General features: G+C 39.6%; 16 protein-coding genes. 11 read left to right on the top strand and 5 right to left on the bottom strand.

What is annotated here, in order from left to right; all coding sequences use genetic code 11:
- Nucleotides 1–95: 95 nt before the first annotated feature.
- Nucleotides 96–578: a GtrA family protein gene (locus tag BMZ95_RS08175; protein WP_046922889.1), complete on the bottom strand. Its 483-nt coding sequence runs from the start codon at nt 576–578 to the stop codon at nt 96–98.
- A 143-nt stretch (nt 579–721) separates the two neighbouring features.
- On the opposite strand from BMZ95_RS08175, the gene BMZ95_RS08170 reads away from it, so the two are divergent.
- From BMZ95_RS08170 to BMZ95_RS08160, 3 genes are all read left to right on the top strand, one after another.
- On the top strand, nt 722–2,131 hold the full coding sequence (locus BMZ95_RS08170; RefSeq protein WP_046922890.1) for an ATP-binding cassette domain-containing protein: 1,410 nt from the start codon (nt 722–724) through the stop codon (nt 2,129–2,131).
- Between the two features lie 65 nt (nt 2,132–2,196).
- Entirely contained in the window at nt 2,197–3,558 is a 1,362-nt protein-coding gene (locus BMZ95_RS08165) for a hemolysin family protein (RefSeq protein ID WP_046922891.1), read from the top strand.
- A 152-nt stretch (nt 3,559–3,710) separates the two neighbouring features.
- The gene (locus tag BMZ95_RS08160) at nt 3,711–5,288 is read left to right on the top strand and encodes a peptide chain release factor 3 (protein WP_046922892.1); all 1,578 of its coding nucleotides are present in this window, start codon (nt 3,711–3,713) and stop codon (nt 5,286–5,288) included.
- Nucleotides 5,289–5,976: 688 nt separating this feature from the next.
- Here the strand turns inward: BMZ95_RS08160 and BMZ95_RS08150 are convergent.
- The 3 genes from BMZ95_RS08150 to BMZ95_RS08140 form a co-directional block, all read right to left on the bottom strand.
- On the bottom strand, nt 5,977–7,029 hold the full coding sequence (locus BMZ95_RS08150) for a MucBP domain-containing protein (RefSeq protein ID WP_014073207.1): 1,053 nt from the start codon (nt 7,027–7,029) through the stop codon (nt 5,977–5,979).
- Nucleotides 7,030–7,127: 98 nt separating this feature from the next.
- Nucleotides 7,128–7,409 carry a DUF1827 family protein gene (locus tag BMZ95_RS08145; RefSeq protein WP_046922894.1) on the bottom strand — a complete coding sequence of 94 codons (282 nt, stop codon included), beginning with the start codon at nt 7,407–7,409 and terminating at the stop codon, nt 7,128–7,130.
- A 138-nt stretch (nt 7,410–7,547) separates the two neighbouring features.
- Nucleotides 7,548–9,710, bottom strand: a complete 2,163-nt coding sequence (locus BMZ95_RS08140) for an ATP-dependent Clp protease ATP-binding subunit (RefSeq protein ID WP_056990448.1) — start codon at nt 9,708–9,710, stop codon at nt 7,548–7,550.
- 151 nt (nt 9,711–9,861) lie between these two features.
- On the opposite strand from BMZ95_RS08140, the gene BMZ95_RS08135 reads away from it, so the two are divergent.
- The 8 genes from BMZ95_RS08135 (at nt 9,862) to BMZ95_RS08100 (ending at nt 18,245) form a co-directional block, all read left to right on the top strand.
- A complete protein-coding gene (locus BMZ95_RS08135) occupies nt 9,862–10,053 on the top strand; it encodes a hypothetical protein (protein ID WP_014073210.1) in 192 nt (63 codons plus the stop codon).
- 221 nt (nt 10,054–10,274) lie between these two features.
- Nucleotides 10,275–10,541 (top strand): phosphocarrier protein HPr, encoded by a 267-nt coding sequence (locus BMZ95_RS08130; RefSeq protein WP_014073211.1) that lies wholly within the window; start codon nt 10,275–10,277, stop codon nt 10,539–10,541.
- Entirely contained in the window at nt 10,541–12,262 is a 1,722-nt protein-coding gene (ptsP, locus tag BMZ95_RS08125; protein ID WP_014073212.1) for a phosphoenolpyruvate--protein phosphotransferase, read from the top strand. The genes BMZ95_RS08130 and ptsP overlap by 1 nt, the downstream gene beginning before the upstream one ends.
- Before the next feature lie 171 nt (nt 12,263–12,433).
- Nucleotides 12,434–13,609, top strand: coding sequence for a glycosyltransferase family 4 protein (locus BMZ95_RS08120; protein WP_046922895.1), 1,176 nt, complete (start codon nt 12,434–12,436; stop codon nt 13,607–13,609).
- Nucleotides 13,610–13,620: 11 nt separating this feature from the next.
- The gene (locus tag BMZ95_RS08115) at nt 13,621–14,649 is read left to right on the top strand and encodes a glycosyltransferase family 4 protein (protein WP_014073214.1); all 1,029 of its coding nucleotides are present in this window, start codon (nt 13,621–13,623) and stop codon (nt 14,647–14,649) included.
- Nucleotides 14,646–15,665: a lysylphosphatidylglycerol synthase transmembrane domain-containing protein gene (locus tag BMZ95_RS08110; protein ID WP_046922896.1), complete on the top strand. Its 1,020-nt coding sequence runs from the start codon at nt 14,646–14,648 to the stop codon at nt 15,663–15,665. Before BMZ95_RS08115 ends, BMZ95_RS08110 begins: the two co-directional genes overlap by 4 nt.
- A 163-nt stretch (nt 15,666–15,828) precedes the next feature.
- Nucleotides 15,829–16,062, top strand: a complete 234-nt coding sequence (locus BMZ95_RS08105; protein ID WP_003692695.1) for a YkuJ family protein — start codon at nt 15,829–15,831, stop codon at nt 16,060–16,062.
- Between the two features lie 119 nt (nt 16,063–16,181).
- Nucleotides 16,182–18,245: an LTA synthase family protein gene (locus BMZ95_RS08100; RefSeq protein WP_046922897.1), complete on the top strand. Its 2,064-nt coding sequence runs from the start codon at nt 16,182–16,184 to the stop codon at nt 18,243–18,245.
- Nucleotides 18,246–19,495: 1,250 nt separating this feature from the next.
- On the opposite strand, the gene BMZ95_RS11725 is transcribed toward BMZ95_RS08100, so the two are convergent.
- The coding region (locus tag BMZ95_RS11725; RefSeq protein ID WP_455768900.1) for a hypothetical protein at nt 19,496–19,814 on the bottom strand (319 nt) is incomplete at its 5' end.

Below are 19,814 nucleotides of genomic sequence, written 5' to 3'. Positions count from 1 at the left end.
CGGTTTTTAAATTGAGACAGAGTTTCTTATCAGCCTCTTTTTGAATTCGGTGTTAGAGTGATTTGTCATTATTGGCCGTTTTTTGAGACATCAATTCATTTGTCTCGATCAAGATTGGGTTCTTTCCGTGTTTTATCATGTTGACGCTTTGACAAAACGTTTACCTGAAAACGATTCGTCGTGTTGAAGATAAACCATTTTGAAAAAAAATAATTTAATATACCCACGATGCACTGATCAATGATTTTTAACAAGTCGGCATTGATAGGAAAGATGCTGATACCGACGACCATGATAAAATTATCCAAAAAGAATGAGAAGAGTCTGACGTTGCAAAATGACAAAAACTCGCGAATTAATTTTTTGACTGAATCATACTCGGAATGAAATACGAGCCGTTTATTGGTAAAAAACGTAACGAGCATCCCGCATATGTAAGAAATGACATTAGCAACAACATAGTTTATGCCGATATTTTGATATAGAATATGGAAGACAATCAGATTTACTCCGCTTGCAAGTGTTCCGAAAAAAGTATAAGAAACAAAGCTTTGGTGTTTTCTGATGAAATTTTTCATTTTTCTTGCTCCTTAAAGTCAACTAGACAATTATAGCGATGATATCCTGAAAGTGCAAGTATTCTTTGTGATAGTTGCGCCAATATGTCGGATAGGGTAGTATTTTATAAAGAAAGAAAAAATAAATCAGGTGAAGATTGCATATGAAAAAACTTGAAATCAAATATATTGCAAAAAGCGTACCTTTGCATGCGGACAAAAAGACGAAGGTCTCGTGGTTATTGGATGAAAGCAGAGATTTTTGGCTTCTTCGTGGAATAACGTTTGACGTCACTCAGGGAGAGGCTGTGGGCGTTATTGGAGAAAACGGCTCCGGAAAAACTGAGCTTTTAAAAATCATTACGGGTCTTGAACGTCAGTCCACCGGATTTGTCACGACTGATGCAAAAATCAGTTACGCAGGTCTGGACAGTATTGATCCAAATTTGACCGGACTTGAAAATATTCGAAATGCAATTGAAGATTCCGGTGTCGATAAATTCAAGGGAGATCATTTGACGAACGGAATTATTGATTTTACTGAGGCAGGACAGCTCTTATATCGTCCTGTCAGGGAATATTCGGTCGGAATGCATGCGCGTTTAGTACTTGGACTTGCCTTGTATATCAATCCTGAACTGGTTGTAATTGATGACGTGTTGTCCATGCTCGATCAAACGTTTTTTGAAAAGACGATCAAGAGGATTCAAAAGCTGAAAGATACCGGAACGACATTCATTATTTCAGACGTGAAAAATATCGTGATTGAAAGTCTTTGTGAGCGCTGTGCTTGGATTTCTTTTGGAGAGTTGCAGGATTTCGGCCCGACAAAAGACATCATTCGACAGTTTGAATACTCGCTCGAATGGTATCGTTCTTTGACTTTGCCTGAGAAAAACGACTATTTGGCAAACAAGCAGCGAGAGCAAATGATGTTTGATGTCAGAGTTTTGTATGATGAGTTTAAGAGCGAACAATTCAAAAACGGATATACCAGGAAAGATGAACCGAAAATGCGTCGTGCTTTTTATGTTGACCATGGTGCAGATCCCGTTTCGGAAACTGGCAGAAAACTTAATCAGGAGCAAAAGAAACCCAGGAAATTAGGAATCGCGGTTCCTATTGTCGCATTTTTGATTTTGGTTTTCACAAGCGGAGGTTGGCTCGTTCATCGTTATATGACAAAAGAAACTGCTCAAAAAGAAGCCGTATCATTGAAAAGCGTTAACAAGAGCAGTTTAAAGAAAACCGCAAAATCTTCTGAAAGATTGGCAAAGAAGCAGTCAGAAGAAAAAGCCAAAGCAGAATCGGAGAGCAAAGCCAAAGCAGAATCGGAGAGCAAAGTCAAAGCAGAATCGGAAAGCAAAGCCAAAGCAGAATCGGAAAGCAAAGCCAAAGCAGAATCGGAAAGTAAGGCAAAAGAGGAAACACAAACGGTAACGGTTGGAGACGGCGAAACAATCGGGGAGTTGGCAGATAAATATGCAACCACGGTTCAACGCATCCAAGAATTGAACAATATGGGCGACAGCATCGATTTGGTTGCGGGGGCAACGATCAAAGTGCCGAAGTAATGGAAAAATCTGTCATGTAGGTGTATAATCTATCTTTAATCAAAACATTAAATGGAGTGATAGGTATGGGTGATCCCGGACAGCCCCTTTTATGGGTGTTGGTTGGTTTGGTAATAGTTTTTGTTTGTTTAACGTCGATGGCGACGGGATGTGTCAACGCAATCAATCGTCCCGTCGGCAGGAACGGGAGCAGCGAATCAGATGATAATGAAATGCAGTCTTTGCAAAAGTTGGCAGAAAAAAGACCGCAATTTTTGGCAGCGTTGCGTCTCAACAGCGTTTTTTTGATTTTAATGCTTGCGGGGTGCTTGGTCGGTTTATTCAGAGATGTTATCGGTTTTAGCAGTCTGTATGAAATGGCAGGCGTGATTGTTGCGTTATTGTGTGCCGTTGTACTATATGCATTTTTCATGGCGATTCCGCAATTGTTGACTGCGGCACATCCCGAAAAAACGGCTAAAAGGCTGTATTACTTCATCTATGCAATCTATGTTTTGTTTTGGCCGACGGTGACGGCTGTTTCGTTAATCAATAAACATTTTGTTATTAAACGTGACGTAACTGATACGGCAGACGATCCAACGGCATCGTGGCAGGATATTTTGGACATGATCGAGGAAGGAAGAAATAACGGCGAGCTGGATACGAATGAGTATGAGATGATCGACGGTGTGATTTCGATGCATGACAAGATGGCACGTGAAATCATGGTTCCGAGAACGGATGCTTTCATGGTGGACGTTACGAACGATAACAGTCGCAATATCGACAGTATTTTGGGGATGGACTTTTCGCGTGTTCCCGTTTATCACGAAGATAAAGATAATGTCGTCGGTATCGTTCACATCAAGACGTTGGTCAAGCTGGCCAGAAATTTCGGATTTGATCATATTACAATCAGGCAAGCGATGCGTCCGGCTTTCTTCGTTCCTGAAAGGATGACTCTGGATGAGCTTTTGTTTCAGATGCAAAAAACAAGAAATCAGATGGCAATTTTATTGGATGAATATGGCGGCGTTGTCGGTCTGGTTACCTTAGAAGATCTACTTGAAGAGATAGTTGGAGAAATTGATGACGAGTCTGATGAACCAGATCAGCTTTATCAGCAGATCTCATCGGATGAATTTTTAGTTCAAGGTAAGATGCCGATTGATGATTTTAATGATGAATTCGGAACGGATCTGAAAATTAATGACATTGATACCATTGCGGGATTCTTGATTGCCAAGCTTGGCAGAATACCTGATAACGATGAGGTTGTTTCGGTTACGGCCGAGTCGTCTGAAGGCGATGTTGTTTTGACTACCGCAAAAATCATCGATGATGCCAGAATCACTGAGGTCAAGGTGACGTTGCCTGATGCGCTGACTTCGCTCCATCGAAAGAAAGAGGCAATAAAAAAGCAAACCGAGCTTAAGCTCAGTTAGAAAAAAGAGCGGCTTGCATTCGTTGCAAGTCGCCCTTTTTTATATTATGATTAATAATGGATTATTTTAGCAATCAATGAGGTAAGGCCAATGTAAACATGTTTTTTTAGAAAATACAAAAAATAAACAACTGAAGGATTTGAGAGGTAAAAATGGATCAGAAACAACTAGAACAAGCAGTTGAAAAACGGCGAACCTTTGCGATTATTTCGCACCCGGATGCCGGCAAAACAACAATCACTGAACAGTTGCTGCTTTTTGGCGGCGTCGTTCGTTCGGCAGGAACGGTCAAGGCGAAAAAAACGGGAAATTTTGCCAAGTCCGACTGGATGGAAATTGAAAAGAAACGCGGAATTTCAGTTACGAGTTCCGTCATGCAGTTTGATTATGACGACAAGAGGGTCGTTATTTTGGATACGCCTGGTCACGAGGACTTTTCGGAAGATACCTATCGAACGTTGATGGCAGTCGACTCTGCAGTTATGGTGATTGATTCTGCCAAGGGGATTGAGCCGCAGACAAAAAAACTTTTCCAAATTTGTAAAATGCGGGGGATTCCAATTTTTACGTTCATTAATAAGCTCGATCGTGATGGACGCGAACCTTTGGATTTGACAGCGGAATTGGAAGAAGTTTTAGGGATTGAAGCCTATGCGATGAATTGGCCAATCGGAATGGGAAAAGGCTTTAAAGGAATTTATGATAGATTCAATAATCGAATTGAACTTTATCGCAGTGAAAATGAAGGAGAATCATTCCTTGAACTGGACGAAAACGGTGAAATCAAGGGTAATCATCCGCTTAAACAAGAGAGCATCTATCGTCAGGTATTGGAGGAAATTGAACTTGTCAAAGGAGCGGGCAGCGAATTTGATGAAGAAAAGATTGAAAAAGGAGAGTTGACACCTGTTTTCTTTGGTTCTGCGTTGACTAATTTTGGCGTTAAGACGTTCCTTGACGCATATTTGCAGTTTGCACCTGCTCCTGCAAAACATAGGACTGAAGAAGGAAACTTCGTTGATCCAGAAGATGAAGAATTTTCCGGTTTTGTCTTCAAGATTCAGGCGAACATGAATCCTAACCACCGTGACCGCATCGCTTTTGTCAGAATTTGTTCTGGCGAATTTGATCGCGGGATGGACGTTACGCTTCAGCGAACTGGAAAAAAGATTAGATTATCAAATTCTACGCAGTTTATGGCTGATTCAAGAGAGGTCGTTGAAACAGCGGTAGCGGGCGACATCATTGGATTATACGATACGGGTAATTTCCAAATCGGTGATACGATTTACTCAGGAAAAAAGAAAGTTAAATTTGAGAAACTGCCCCAGTTTACTCCGGAACTTTTTGTTCATGTTCGGGCAAAGAACGTAATGAAACAGAAATCGTTTCATAAGGGAATCGAGCAGCTTGTTCAAGAAGGTGCCGTTCAGCTCTATCAAAGCTATAGTACGGGTGATTATATTTTGGGTGCCGTTGGTCAGCTTCAATTTGAAGTTTTCCAATTTCGTATGGCTAATGAGTATAATTCAGAAGTAGTTATGGAACCGATGGGTAAAAAGATTGCACGTTGGATTGCTCCAGAACAACTTGATGAAAAGATGTCGAGTTCTCGTAATTTGCTTGTCAAGGATCGGCAAGGAAATCCGTTGTTCCTGTTTGAAAATGAATTTTCAGAACGTTGGTTCAAGGATAAATATCCTGACGTTGAACTTACGTCTAAATTATAATTAATTTAAAATCAATATTTTAAAGGTGCTTTGACGTATATGCACCTTTTTTATTGTCCGAAACGTAATCATGTTCGTGTTGAGAATTACTGGATTTGGGGAGTCTTTGAGTGAAAAAGTATTTTTAATCTCATTGATGAAGGATGTGAATTTAATAACATATATTAGTTATTGATAATTTATTTAAATTAATTATTCGCAAGGTGTGCTATGTCTGACATTTAATTTCTCGCATTCCAATAATATGCGTTAATACGTTATTAATGCAATCCAGAGATGATAAAGACATAAAAAAGAACGGCATCAAACTTGAAGAACATTGTTTAAAGAACTTATCGACATAGCCACACCCGATAAAAAAGAATTAGACAAGCTCGTGTCTGAAAAAATGATGTCAGACGAGGGTTTGACAAAAGTATACGGACATATGATTATCAAATTTGAAATGGTTGAAGCTTCTTTAAGCATGACGATAAACGTGAAGTAAGGTAAGCGGTCTTTAAATAAGCGTTCTTCATAAATAAAAAAATAAAAACGATGCATACGCAATAACCTGAGATAATAATGCTATCTCGGGCTATTTGTGTACACACCGCTGTTTTAATGACCGCTTACGATTGAATAAAGGCAAAAGCATCCAAGAATCTGAAGAAGGTTCTTGGATGCTTTATTAACGTGAAATTTACTTTCAAAATTTCAAATATTCAAAAATTGTCCAACCCAAGTCACCGATCTTAAACCAAATAATGCCATTTTCACGGTGGCGAGCAGTCAAAGTAACAATCTTTCCATCAGGAACGGAAGAAATTTTCGTGCCGAATGGTCGATCATAAAGAAACAGCTTCTTATTTGGAACGAAATCAATTTTGGCTTTGATTTTAAGGTTGATACAGTCTGAAAATCTGTTTTCAAGTTTTAAAGTTTTTTGAGGTTGAACTGAGCTGTATTCCATCAGATCATGGTTAAAGCAAGCCCAAATATTGCCTCCTAGACAATGCCATTTTTCGCCTGAAACAAGTTCAATTGTTTCAAAAATCTGCCAAACCGTATTTTTTGCGATGACAACGCGCGTTTTTCGACCATTCGGCGCATCCGAACAACAATAGAAATCTTTGAAACGAAGAAAACCGATGTCATAGCTGACGTCTGCATATTCATCGCGACGGTAATAATAAGTTACGACTTGTTGTCTTTCTTTAAAAAAACCAGTGACAGGACCGCTTGCATGCTTGACCGAATATCCCAAAACGGCCGGTGAACTCAGTGAATATTCATCATTTAAACCACCGCGGATAAAAACAGGTTTTTGAAGAAAGTGTCTGTCATCCATGTCTTGACAAAAAATCCAAACGAGTCCTGCGTTTTTTTTACGATAGGTTAAAGTAATTGCACCATACTCCATTGAAAAAACTGAGGTGAACCCTGTAATTTTAATCAAGTCAAAATTTTCAAATTCTTTAAACGTTATGTTAAGCTTATCACCGCGATTTCCAGAGATTATTTCCGGAGATCGAAGCGCATTGTGATTTTCGTCCTGGTAAATGATGATAATGGTCGAATCCGGTTCAGATGAAGTTTCAGGGAAGCCTGTTTCTGGTTCGGGAGCTGAAACGAAGACGGAATTTTCTTTTGGAAGAACTTGATTAATCATGGAAACATTCGGTGCGGCATGCTTTTTTGCAAAACGTGATCTGCGAATGTTTCGATTAAAAATTCTTTTAAAGTATGTTCCTAAAGACATCAAACTCCCACCTTTCAACCATTAAGCATAGTTCAATTATATCAAGCAACTTGAAACAATTCCACAAAAAAGACGGGTTTCCCCGTCTGATGACAAATTTATTTGTGGCTCTTCAAGCTGATTTCAGTGATGTTTTTCCGTGCCGTGATCAACGCGTGCTTAGCTTTTTCACCCAAAAGATGCTCTTTAACGAATTCGATTTCCTTTTCTGTAATCGGTCGAAGCTTATTCGAAATGATGATTTCAGCGTCATCTTTTTTCTTTTTAAAAACAACTTTTGAATTGCCTAAGGTAAAGACTTTAATAAAGTGAACGGGTGTATTCATCAATTCGCAACGGATTTTTCGCGCATAACTGTTGGTTACGTCAATTAATTGCATGGCAAATTCCTCCTAAATTATTACACAGTCCTCTCATATACCCTTATTATACGTTATTTTTGTGAAATACTAAATAAAAAAGAGCTCAATATTTAAAAAATACTGAGACTCTTTTTAAGAACATAAATTTGTCGGATGTTATGATTTGGCCGTACTTTCTGCTATGACAATCTGATTGTTTTCTATTTTGGCCGCAAAGTTTTTAACGGACGGATGCTCAAGGTAAAAGTCAGTAACCTTGTCCTCAATCTGCTCTTGAATCGTTCTGCGCAATGGTCTTGCACCCATCTTTTTATCATAACCCAGCTCAACGAGCTTGTCGCATACTGGACGCGTTACGGATAATGACATTTGCTTTTCTTGCAGCATCTTATTTACGTCTTGAAGCATCAAGTCAACGATTTTTCCAAGATCCTCCTTGGAAAGGGCGTTGAATTCGATGATATCATCGAAACGATTTAAGAATTCAGGTTTGAAATAGCGACTCAGTTTGTCCAAAATTGAGTTGGTCGTACCATTTGCTTCGGCGCCAAAACCAACATTGATAACGGAATCTCCGCTTCCGGCATTGCTTGTCATAATGATGATCGTATCTTTGAAGCTGACTGTCTGACCCTTGGAATCAGTCAGACGTCCATCATCAAGGATTTGCAGGAACATATGCATGACGTCGGGATGAGCTTTTTCGATTTCATCCAATAGAATCAAGCTATACGGATGACGGCGTACCTGTTCGGTCAATTGACCGGCTTCCTCATACCCGACGTACCCTGGAGGAGATCCGATAAGTTTTGAAACTGAGAATTTTTCCATGTATTCGCTCATGTCGAAACGGATCATGGAATCTTTGGATCCGAAAAGCTCCTCCGCCAGCTGTTTGGCTGTTTCGGTCTTGCCAACGCCTGTTGGTCCGACAAACAAGAAACTTCCGATTGGGCGATTCGACTTATTGAAACCGACACGATTTCTTCTGATGGCACGGGCCGTTTTGGTTACCGCCTCATCTTGACCGATAACGTGTTTTTTCAAGGAATCGGCAAGGTTGCGCAATTGATTTTGCTCTTTTTCTTTCAATTCGCCGACAGGAATTTGAGTCATTTCCTCAACGATTGCTTCCATGTCCTTATCGGAGACGATCGGAGCATTTTCGTCAGAAACGGAATTTTGTTTCATTTCCGTGAATTTGTTGACCTGATCTCTGTAATAGGCGGCTTTTTCATAGTCTTCCTCTTTAAGAGCCGCCTGTTTGTTGGCTTCGGCGTGTGAAATCTTGTCATCAAGAACTTTTGGATCAGCTGCATGAATCGTCAAATTCTTTTTTGAGCCAGCCTCATCCAATAAATCGATGGCCTTATCGGGCAAGAAACGATCCTGAATATATCGCGATGACAACAAAACGGCAGCGTTAATCGCTTCTTCAGTGTATTTTACATGGTGATAAGCCTCGTATTTAGGTTTGATTCCCTTGAGAATTTCGATGGCCTCAGCAGTTGATGGTTCGTCAACGCGCACCGGCTGAAGTCTTCTGGCTAAAGCAGCGTCTTTTTCGATTGTGCGGTATTCGTTCAGCGTCGTTGCGCCGACGAGTTGAAGTTCACCGCGAGCAAGCGCAGGCTTTAAAACGTTTCCCGCATCCATGCGACCTTCATTGTCGCCTGCACCAACGATTTCGTGAATCTCATCGATAAAAAGAATCGTATTTTGATCACGTTTGAGTTCGCTCATCAACTGCTGCATTCGTTCTTCAAATTGACCGCGATATCCTGTTCCCTGAACAAGCGAAACAACGTCAAGGCGAATAACGCGCTTGTCGAGCAATTTTTGAGGTACGTCACCATCAACGATTTTTTGAGCCAACCCTTCGACAACCGCTGTTTTGCCGACGCCTGCTTCGCCAATCAGAACGGGATTGTTTTTGGTACGGCGATTTAAAATTTCGATGACGCGGGATATTTCCTTGTCGCGGCCGATGACGGGATCGATGCGTCCGTTTCTGGCTTCTTCAGTCAAATCCAAACCGAATTTGCCGAGAATTGTGTTGCCGTTTCCTCCGGATACGTTTTGAGGCGCAGACTGCCGTTGATTTTGATTCGGCTGATTTCTTTGCGATATTGCTTTAAAGAGATCGTCAAGCGAGTTGAAACCAAACGGATCTTGCAATGGCTGGTTTTGCGATCTGGTCGAGCGTTCGCGAAATTCGCCATAACATTCAGAACAAAGGTCAATTGCTATTTGATGACCGTTGATGCTTGTTGTTAAATGAATTGTTGCTGGATTCTTACGACAGTTTTGACATAGCAAATGTTTCACGACCTTTCATAAATAATACAAAGTGTTTTGACCAACTTTGACCTTTTTATATTTCCAATTATACTATGGTAATTTTAAATCGCAAGCAAAATGATTCGAATATGTTATAATATGTTGAAATCAACATGAACGGAGGATCTTCATGGTCAGAGATTATGAAAAGCTTTTGAGCGACTTGCATGATGGCAAAATTGAAACGTTTGAAGTTACAAAGGAAGAGTTTATGGATTTTCAAAAGGTTTTTATGGAATCGAACTTCAGAAAAAAAGTAATTGGCAAGGCCAAGCGGGGTGGGGGAGCGATTTATCACTATGACAAAGGTGATGAATTCTGAGAATTGGTTAAAAAAATAAATTAGTCTTAATGATACCAACAAAAACTTGTCTAACTTTTAAAAACATGATATCATGTAGCATGTAGGGGCAGTATGTTCTTGTTGGCTTTTTATTAGCATTAATGAAAACGGTATTATGAACGACGACATTGTTTTTCATTCGTTTTCACAAGACGTATGGCCCGACTTTCATTTTATAATTCAAAGGAGCATGATCCACAATGGAAAAGAAAGATTTTCACGTAATCGCAGAAACAGGTATTCACGCACGCCCAGCTACGCTTTTGGTGCAAGCTGCAAGTAAGTTCAACTCTGACATTACTTTGGAATATCAAGGCAAGTCAGTTAACTTGAAGTCAATTATGGGTGTTATGTCATTAGGCGTTGGTCAAAACGCTGACATCACGATTTCTGCAGAAGGCGGTGACGAAGCAGAGGCAATTGCTGCTATTGCTGATACAATGTCTAAGGAAGGACTTGCTGAATAATGACGAAAATGTTAAAAGGGATTGCAGCTAGTGATGGGATTGCAGCTGCTAAGGCTTATATGCTTGTACAACCCGATTTATCATTTTCTGAAACAAGCATTGACGATCCTGAAGCTGAAATTAAGCGTTTAGACGATGCGGTTGAAGCATCTAAGAGTGAACTTGAACTTATCAAGCAGAAAGCAACGGAAAACCTTGGCGAAGAAGAAGCAAAAGTTTTTGAGGCCCATTTGATGATTTTGGCCGATCCTGAGTTGCTTGGTCAGATCAAAGATAAGATCAAGAATGACAAAGTTAATGCCGAAGCAGCTTTAAAGAGCGTAACCGACATGTTTATCGAAATGTTCGAAGCTATGACCGACAATGCTTACATGCAAGAGCGCGCAGGCGACATTCGTGACGTCACAAAGCGCATTATGAGTCATTTGCTTGGCGTTACTTTACCCAATCCTGCGCTTATTCAAGAAGAAGTCGTAATCGTTGCTCATGATTTGACGCCTTCCGATACGGCTCAGCTTGATCGTAACTATGTCAAAGGGTTCATTACTGATATCGGTGGACGTACTTCTCACTCGGCAATCATGTCGCGTACGCTTGAAATTCCTGCCGTGGTTGGTTCAGGATCTGCGACGACTGACATTCAGGAAGGCGAAATGGTCATCATCGATGGTATCAATGGTGATGCGTTGGTTGATCCAACGGATGCCGAACTTGCTGATTATAAGCAAAAGGCAGCTGAGTTTGCCGCACAAAAGGAAGAGTGGGCTCGTCTTAAGGATGCCAAGTCTGTTTCTGCAGATGGCAAGGAAGTTTTGCTTGGCGCAAACATCGGTACACCTGATGACGTTTTGGGTGCAAACGATAATGGCGCTGAAGCTGTTGGTTTGTTCCGTTCGGAATTCCTTTATATGAATTCAAATGAGCTTCCTACAGAAGATGAACAATACGAGGCTTACAAGGCAGCTCTTGAAGGCATGAGCGGCAAGCAAGTCGTTGTTCGTACGATGGATATCGGTGGTGATAAAGAGCTTCCTTATCTTCCGCTTCCTGAAGAACAAAATCCGTTCTTGGGCTATCGTGCTATTCGTATCTGTCTTAACCGTCAGGATATTTTCCGTACTCAGCTTCGTGCATTGCTTCGTGCATCCAAGTACGGACGTTTGGCAATCATGTTCCCAATGATTGCAACCGTACAAGAATTCAAGGATGCCAAGGCAATTTTTGAAGAAGAAAAGGCAAACCTTGTTGCTTCCGGAGTGGAAGTTTCTGATGACATCCAAGTTGGGATGATGATGGAAATTCCTGCAGCTGCAATGATTGCGGACAAATTGGCTAAGTACGCTGATTTCTTCAGTATTGGAACGAATGACTTGATCCAATATTCAATGGCAGCTGATCGTGGTAACGAACGAGTTTCTTATCTCTATCAACCATACAACCCGTCAATTTTGCGCTTGATTAAGAACATTATTGATGCTTCTCATAAAGAAGGCAAATGGACAGGTATGTGCGGTGAAATGGCCGGAGATCAAATCGCTGTTCCATTGTTGCTTGGTTTAGGCTTGGATGAATTCTCAATGAGCGCAACTTCAATTTTGAAGACGCGCAGTCTGATTAAGAAACTTGATTCCAAAGAGATGAAAGAATTAGCGGACAAAGCAGTTTCTGATTGTGAAACCGTTGATGAAGTCGTTTCCTTGGTAAAAGAATTTACTAAGTAAAGGTATTTTTTAAGGCTGGGATTTTACCCAGTCTTTTTTGTTTGGAAATCAAGCGTGTTTTTTAAGATTTTATACTGATTTCACGACTTGCCGCGGTGAATGATTGCAATTGGCAATCTAAAAACATATAATAAAAAATGACTAACTGAGAGTAGCAAGGGAGGAACTTACGTGAATATCGGGATATTTACGGATACCTTTTATCCGCAAGTTAGCGGTGTTGGAACATCGATTGCAACGCTTCGAAATCAGCTTGAGCGTATGGGGCACACTGTTTATATTTTTACGACAACCGATCCTAAAATCGAAAAAAAAATTTATGAAAGAAACACGTTTCGTTTTACGAGCATTCCATTTGTTTCTTTTACCGATCGGAGAATTGCAGTTCGCGGATTGTTTCAGGCATATGAGGTCGCAAAAGAATTAAATTTGGATATTATTCATACCCAGACTGAATTCTCAATGGGGCTGATCGGAAAATTTGTTGCCAAGAACTTAAAAATCCCTTGTCTTCATACGTACCATACAATGTATGAAGATTACCTTCATTACGTAGCGAAGGGAAAGATTTTGAAACCATCACACGTGAAAGTCATGACGAAATCGTTTTGTTCTAATATGAGCGGCATCGTTGCTCCCAGCGAAAGAGTTTTAAATACCTTGCGCGGATATGGAGTTTCGGAACCGATCAGCATAATTCCGACCGGGGTCGATTTGACCAGGTTTGAAAAAGGAAACAGAACTGGAATTCGCGCAAAATACAGTATTTCACCCGACACGCCGCTGATATTGACGTTAAGTCGCTTGGCCTTTGAAAAAGATATTGATCGTCTGCTGAACGATTTTCCTGAGATAAAAAAACGAATTCCTGATGCTAAGTTGATGATCGTTGGCGAAGGCCCCGCCAGGACGAGTCTTGAGCGTCAAGCAGAAGATCTTTGCATCTCAAAAGACGTTATCTTTACCGGAGAAATTCCTAACGATAAGGTAACCGATTATTATCATGCCGCTGACTTGTTCGTTTCAACGTCGGTCTCTGAGTCTCAAGGACTTACGTATATTGAAGCAGTAGCTTCCGGACTTAAAGTCGTCACGACTCATAGTCCTTATACCGATGATTTGTTTGATGATCCAAATATCGGAACGACGTTTGAAGACCAAGGAGAGTGCATTGAGAAAACGGTTGAATATTTAAAGAATCTTGAAAGATACAGTGATGAAACTCTTAGATTAAATAAATTGCGTGAGATTTCAGCTGACCTGTTCGGAAAAAGGATTGTTGAATACTATGATGAATGTCTTGAAATGTATTCAAAATCTGAAAAATATAAAGCACAAGCAAGATAAGGGGTTAAACTATGCTTGATATACACATGTTCTCATCGGCAACGAAGGTCAAAGGACAAGGAGTCGGCAGTGCGTACCTTGAGCTGATTCGGTTGCTTGAAGAGCATCATGCCGATAGCATGAAAGTTTCGATTAATAAATTTGGAAAAGCAGATATCAGTCACTATCATACGATTGATCCGCTTTTTTATCTTTCGACGATGCGGCCAGGACATGGCACAAGAATCGGATATGTGCATTTTTTGCCTGAAACGCTTGAGGGCAGTCTGAAAATTCCGCAACCTTTCAGAAGCATTTTTTATCACTACGTAATTGCGTTTTACAAGAAAATGGATGCGATTGTCGTGGTTAATCCCAGTTTTATTCCTAAGTTGAGCGCATACGGAATTTCTGAAGATAAAATTACTTATATCCCGAATTTTGTTTCGTCAAGTGAATTTTACGAAATGGAGACTTCTGAGAAAATGCTTTTAAGAAAAAAGCTAAAAATTTCCGAGGAAGATTTCGTTGTTGTCGGAGTCGGGCAGCTTCAGGAAAGAAAGGGCGTTTTTGATTTCATTGAACTGGCTAAGCGTCATCCCGAAATAAAATTTATTTGGGTCGGCGGTTTTTCGTTTGGAAAGATGACGGATGGTTACGAAGAATTAAAAAAAGTCGTTGAAAATCCGCCCGATAATCTTTGTTTTCCAGGAATCGTCGACAGAAACCAAATGAACAAGTACTACAATATGGCAGATTTGTTCTTGCTTCCTTCGTTTAACGAGCTTTTTCCGATGAGCGTTCTTGAAGCTTGCAGCACTAACACGCCCGTCATGTTGCGAGATCTTTCTCTGTATCATTCGATTATCGCAGGCAAGTATGAGCCATGCAAGGATTTGAGCGAAATGGATGAAAAGCTGACTGTTCTTGTTTCTTCTCCAAAACGAATAGCTGAGTTGAAAGGATTTGCGCGAGACGTTTCAAAAGAATATTCCGAAGAAAGGCTAGCATCGATCTGGCAGAAGTACTATGAGTGTCAGGCTAGAAAAAGTTCGAAATGACAAGGAAAAACAAAATTATGATCGGCATCATGTTCGCAATCGGTGCGTTGATCTGCTATGCGTCATTGAGGGGCGTTTCCTATGAAGAACTTGTTCATGATCTTCAAACCTTAAAATGGTCATGGGCAATGGTTGCAGTGCTGTCGATGGCTCTGTCAGTTGTTTTCGAAGCACTTGTCGTTAAAATTTTGGTGCAGCAGCATCTTCCTCATTATCCGATGAGGGATGCAATCAGAGTTCCGATGATTGAGTTGTTGTTTAACGGAATTACGCCTTTTTCAACCGGTGGGCAGCCGGCGCAATTGTTTGCGTTGATGCAGTCAGGCGTTGATGGCGGGCGTGCGACTTCCATGCTGCTGATGAAATTTGTCGTTTATCAATCGATGATCGTCGTGAATTTTATTGTTTGTATTCTGATTGGGTTCCGTTTTATTGCCGACAAGCTGCACGTGTTGTCAATGCTGATAATATTTGGATTTTTAATTCATTTTGCAGTTATCGCAGGTTTGATCATGATCATGTATTGGTATAATTTTACGAAAAAAATGGTCAGAGTAATGATCAAGCCGCTGAGTTTGTTTTTAAAGGCGGAACGCTTGGAAAAAATCAAAAAAAGCGTTGATGATAAGATTGACTCATTTTATGAAGAAAGTTTGAGACTTCGGGCGGACTGGGGACTTTTGATCAAAATTTCGCTTTTGACTCTGGTGCAGCTTTTCTTCTATTACTTGATTCCGTACTTTATTTTGCTCTCGCTTGGCGTAACTCACGTCAATTTTTTGCTTGTGATGACGATGCATGTTTTGATCGTGATGATTATTTCGCTGTTTCCGATTCCCGGTGGAGTCGGTGGGGCAGAACTCAGTTTTTCGATGGTGTTCTCAACGTTTATTTCAAGTCATGGAAAATTGGTTTTAGCAATGCTTTTGTGGCGTGCTGTCACTTATTACCTCGTAATTTTTGCTGGAATCGTTGCCTTGGCAGTCAAGCCTGACAAAATCAAAACTGAAGATTAAATACCGCCCTGAAGTTTTTTAGCTTCAGGGCATTTTTAATTAGCTTTAGCAAAGTTTTTCATAAAACTTGTGATAATACGTGTATGTTAGGCTTAAATTTGCTAAAATAATAATCGGTAAGCCAAAGTGATGGCTGATAATTTGAAAACGAGGAGAGTCTACTATGGAAAATTCACAACTTGTAGCAATCATCAAGCGCTTGGATGCAATGTCAAATAACGAAGGAAACGAGGTATCTTCGCGTCGTTTTGAAAAAGACGGTGAGGAACGAGGTTTTGTGACATTTGATCCTGCTACCAAAACATATACGCTTGAAGAAATTGCTTCAAAGCAAAAATTTGAATTCGACGATATTGATCTTGCTGCAATGGAAATCTACGATCTGCTTAATGACTAATTCATAAATAATTTTTAAATTAATGTAATTTCAAGAAATTTGATTTTACTTTCTATGAAAATCCGCTATAATCTGTTTCATAGAATAATTTTACAATTTTGATAATTGGAGGCAATTTGATGCGTTCAACGTTGAATAAAGTCCGTAATGTGCTAGATACGCGTGCAGGTTTCTTTGCGTTGGTATTTTTGATTTTCTGGATTAAGACATACGTTGTTTATGTCACGAAATTCAGTCTTGGGATTACCGGACCGATACAGAAGTTTCTGCTGATTGTCAACCCTTTGCCGTTCGGACTGCTGTTGTTCGGTATTGCATTGTATTTTAAAGGCAAAAAATCATATTGGATAATGATGATTGTCGATTTAATCGAGTCGCTATGGCTTTTTTCCAATGTTTTGTACTACCGTGAGTTCTCAGATTTCCTATCAATGGGGATTATCAAATCATCAGGTTCAGTTTCAAACAATTTGACGCTCAGCATCGGTGAAATTTTGCATGCAAGCGATTTGTTGATTTTTGCAGACGTGATTGTTTTGGCGTTGCTTTTGGCGACAAAGGTCATTAAAGTTGATTCAAGAACGATGAAGATGAGGTATCCGATTGCGATTACGATTATTTCGGCGTTGCTGTTTGTCGGAAATTTGGGATTGGCTGATAAAGATCGTCCGCAGCTTTTAACGCGTACTTTTGATAATAACTATATCGTCAAATATTTGGGCATGAATTTTTATGCCGGCTACAATGCTTACCAGACGCACAAAGAAAGTGCTACGCGTGCAAGCGCAAGCAGCAGCGACATGGATGGAGTTCTTAAATTTTTGAAGAATAACAGAAGTGTTGCAAACCCAGAGTATTTTGGCAAAGCTGCCGGCAAAAACGTTTTTATTTTCCATTTGGAAAGTTTTCAGCAGTTTTTGATCAACTATAAAGTCAACGGTAAGGAAGTAACGCCTAACATCAATAAGTTTTATGCTGATCAAAATACTTTGTCTTTTGATAACTTTTACAATCAAGTTGGTCAGGGAAAAACGTCCGATGCTGAGACAATGCTTGAAAACTCGCTGTTCGGATTGCCATCAGGTTCTGTTATGACCTCTTATGGTACTTCAAACACTTTCCAGGCAATGCCCGCCATCTTAGATCAGCGCGGATATTCGACCGCTGCATTTCACGGTGACGTCGGCAGTTTTTGGAATCGTGACAATACTTACAAATCTTGGGGGTATAATTACTTCTTTAGTGAAGATTATTATAAAAACAAGACCAACTATAGCGTTGGGTATGGGCTGAAGGACAAAATCTTTCTGAAGCAGTCGATTAAGTATATCGAAAAACTTCCGCAGCCGTTCTATGCCAAGGTGATTACGGTTACCAATCACTATCCGTATGAACTTGACAAGCAAAATCAACATATCGAAAAAACAAAGACAGGCGACAATACTGTCGATGGATATGTACAGACTGCCAAATACCTTGATGAGTCTTTTGGTCAGTTTGTGGATTATCTTAAGAAATCAGGTTTGTATGATAATTCGATGATTGTTGTTTATGGTGATCACTATGGTATTTCAAACAACCATAAGAAGGCCATTTCACAGCTTTTGAACCTTGATACGGTGACGAGCTACGATTTGGCACAATTCCAAAAGGTTCCGTTCATGATTCATTTGAACGGGCTTAAGGGCGGCATTAATCATACGTATGGCGGTGAAATTGACGTCATGCCAACGCTGCTTGATTTGTTGGGAATCGAAAACAAGGATACCATTCAACTTGGTAATGATTTGCTTTCTTCGCCAAATCGGAATCAGACCGTTGCATTCAGAAACGGTGATTTCGTTTCGCCTGGATTCAGTAAAATCGGAAGCAAGGTTTATAATAATAAGGGTGAAGATGTCACGGAAGATTTGACCCAGACGCAAAAAGAAGAAGTTAAGAAGCAAACTGAAAGAACTGACGAAGTTTTGTCCTTGTCTGATAAGATTGTAACTGGTGATCTGCTTCGTTTCTATACGCCTGAGAACTTTAAGAAGGTTAACCGAGCAGATTTCAGCTATAAGTATCGTGACGGCATGAAGCTCCTCAATGATTCTCAGTCTAAGAAGACAAGCGTTTTGCAAAAGCATGGTGGAAAGAGCACGCAGAGCATGTTTGTTACGGATGCTCCTGAACTCAAATAAAATAAAGAAAGACGGCTTGAAAGAAGGCCGTCTTTCTTGTTTTTTATAAAATACATGCTGGTCATTTTCAAAAGTGTTTAATGAAAGATGAGTGCGAAGAATAAGTAAACGTAAATGCAATAAAACATTATTGATTTTTCTTTAAAACAAAGCAATTACAGAGGGAACGATGAAGTTATCTAATTTTGAACGAGCGGAATCGTTTATTTAATATTTGGAGCAGAAAAGGATTTGGTTTCGCTGCAATGACAGAATTCATCCATTTCATTCAGCATGCAATGAGCTAAATGAATAAGAAAATATAAATTATAAAATAAGGAAATGAATCTTGGGGGAAACATAAAGTTAATCAACAACTAAATTGTATGACGGATTATTAATATGTGCAAAAACAGCTTAATGATTGACTTTGATTCATTTATGCGATAACAATGATTTATGGAATCGGAAAAGTTGAGAATAATCGCGCTTGGATTATTTTAATGTGTCCGGAGACTATTTTGCGGGAGATGAAACACAATCAATAATTTTGAATATATCATACGCAAGTTTTAAGGAGTCAAAATGTTATTGAAGGGATAAAAAACGTTAAAAGATTGATAACGAACTTAAAGCGTATGGCATTGTGATATTAGCAACGATAGAGAACAACGTTAAACGCGAAGGTAATCAGTTTGTTTTAAGCTTTGCGGCATAGATATCCTGGTTGAAAACTTAAAGGAATTAGTCGTTAGAACAGAATTTAGAAGTTAGTTTGTCCACTGTACAGATATGATATATTGTAAGTCGGCATATAAGTCATTGCTATGCATTAACGTCTCTATGCGAGTCATGTCATAGAGACGATATTTTTGCTATGATTTTTGATCTTTGAACTGGAACAGTTAATTATTAGAGAAATAACAAGTGGTGATACGAAAAAAGCGACTGACGTTTTTAAATCGCTGTTAATCTCAAATACAGATATGGATATGTTTTGGTTTGATCAGTTTATAAGTTGGATACGGGAAAATTTCTGAAAAAATTAGAAAAAAGCATTGACGTAAATGGATATAGTTGGTATGATTATATTCGTTGCTGATGCAAAAAAGTAACTCGAAATCAAGCATATAAAAGTTGTTGACTCAACGTTGTTTGTATGTTATGATTATCAAGTTGTCACATTTAGCAACTAAAATTTAATTATCGAAATTGTTATTGACATTTCTTTTGAAAGGTGCGATAATAATTTGGTCGGCAAATTGATTTTATTAAATCGAATCGAAAATAACTTTCAAAAAGTTGTTGACAAGATAATTTGTTGATGATATACTTAAGAAGTCGCAACGAGCGACTTGTAAAACAGATCTTTGAAAACTGAACAAAGTTTCGATAAGCAAATGTGCAGGGCTTCTTGTTTTAAACAGGAGCAACAATATTTGCGAAGTCAATTCGCTAGTAAATTTTGAGTCACAAACTATAAATTGAGAGTTTGATCCTGGCTCAGGACGAACGCTGGCGGCGTGCCTAATACATGCAAGTCGAACGAAGCTTTCTTTCACCGAATGCTTGCATTCACCGAAAGAAGCT

This window comes from Ligilactobacillus ruminis DSM 20403 = NBRC 102161 (genome assembly GCF_900113455.1).
GTDB classification, from domain to species: Bacteria; Bacillota; Bacilli; order Lactobacillales; family Lactobacillaceae; genus Ligilactobacillus; species Ligilactobacillus ruminis.
The sequence above is the reverse complement of the archived record's forward strand: the minus strand, read 5'-3'. Positions and strand labels throughout refer to the sequence as shown.

What these genes read in the sequence shown, in the direction of transcription:
- BMZ95_RS08175 (WP_046922889.1), bottom strand. Translation starts at nt 578, where the DNA reads ATGAAAAATTTCATCAGAAAACACCAAAGCTTTGTTTCTTATACTTTT.
- BMZ95_RS08170 (WP_046922890.1), top strand. Translation starts at nt 722, where the DNA reads ATGAAAAAACTTGAAATCAAATATATTGCAAAAAGCGTACCTTTGCAT.
- BMZ95_RS08165 (WP_046922891.1), top strand. Translation starts at nt 2,197, where the DNA reads ATGGGTGATCCCGGACAGCCCCTTTTATGGGTGTTGGTTGGTTTGGTA.
- BMZ95_RS08160 (WP_046922892.1), top strand. Translation starts at nt 3,711, where the DNA reads ATGGATCAGAAACAACTAGAACAAGCAGTTGAAAAACGGCGAACCTTT.
- BMZ95_RS08150 (WP_014073207.1), bottom strand. Translation starts at nt 7,029, where the DNA reads ATGTCTTTAGGAACATACTTTAAAAGAATTTTTAATCGAAACATTCGC.
- BMZ95_RS08145 (WP_046922894.1), bottom strand. Translation starts at nt 7,409, where the DNA reads ATGCAATTAATTGACGTAACCAACAGTTATGCGCGAAAAATCCGTTGC.
- BMZ95_RS08135 (WP_014073210.1), top strand. Translation starts at nt 9,862, where the DNA reads ATGGTCAGAGATTATGAAAAGCTTTTGAGCGACTTGCATGATGGCAAA.
- BMZ95_RS08130 (WP_014073211.1), top strand. Translation starts at nt 10,275, where the DNA reads ATGGAAAAGAAAGATTTTCACGTAATCGCAGAAACAGGTATTCACGCA.
- ptsP (WP_014073212.1), top strand. Translation starts at nt 10,541, where the DNA reads ATGACGAAAATGTTAAAAGGGATTGCAGCTAGTGATGGGATTGCAGCT.
- BMZ95_RS08115 (WP_014073214.1), top strand. Translation starts at nt 13,621, where the DNA reads ATGCTTGATATACACATGTTCTCATCGGCAACGAAGGTCAAAGGACAA.
- BMZ95_RS08110 (WP_046922896.1), top strand. Translation starts at nt 14,646, where the DNA reads ATGACAAGGAAAAACAAAATTATGATCGGCATCATGTTCGCAATCGGT.
- BMZ95_RS08105 (WP_003692695.1), top strand. Translation starts at nt 15,829, where the DNA reads ATGGAAAATTCACAACTTGTAGCAATCATCAAGCGCTTGGATGCAATG.
- BMZ95_RS08100 (WP_046922897.1), top strand. Translation starts at nt 16,182, where the DNA reads ATGCGTTCAACGTTGAATAAAGTCCGTAATGTGCTAGATACGCGTGCA.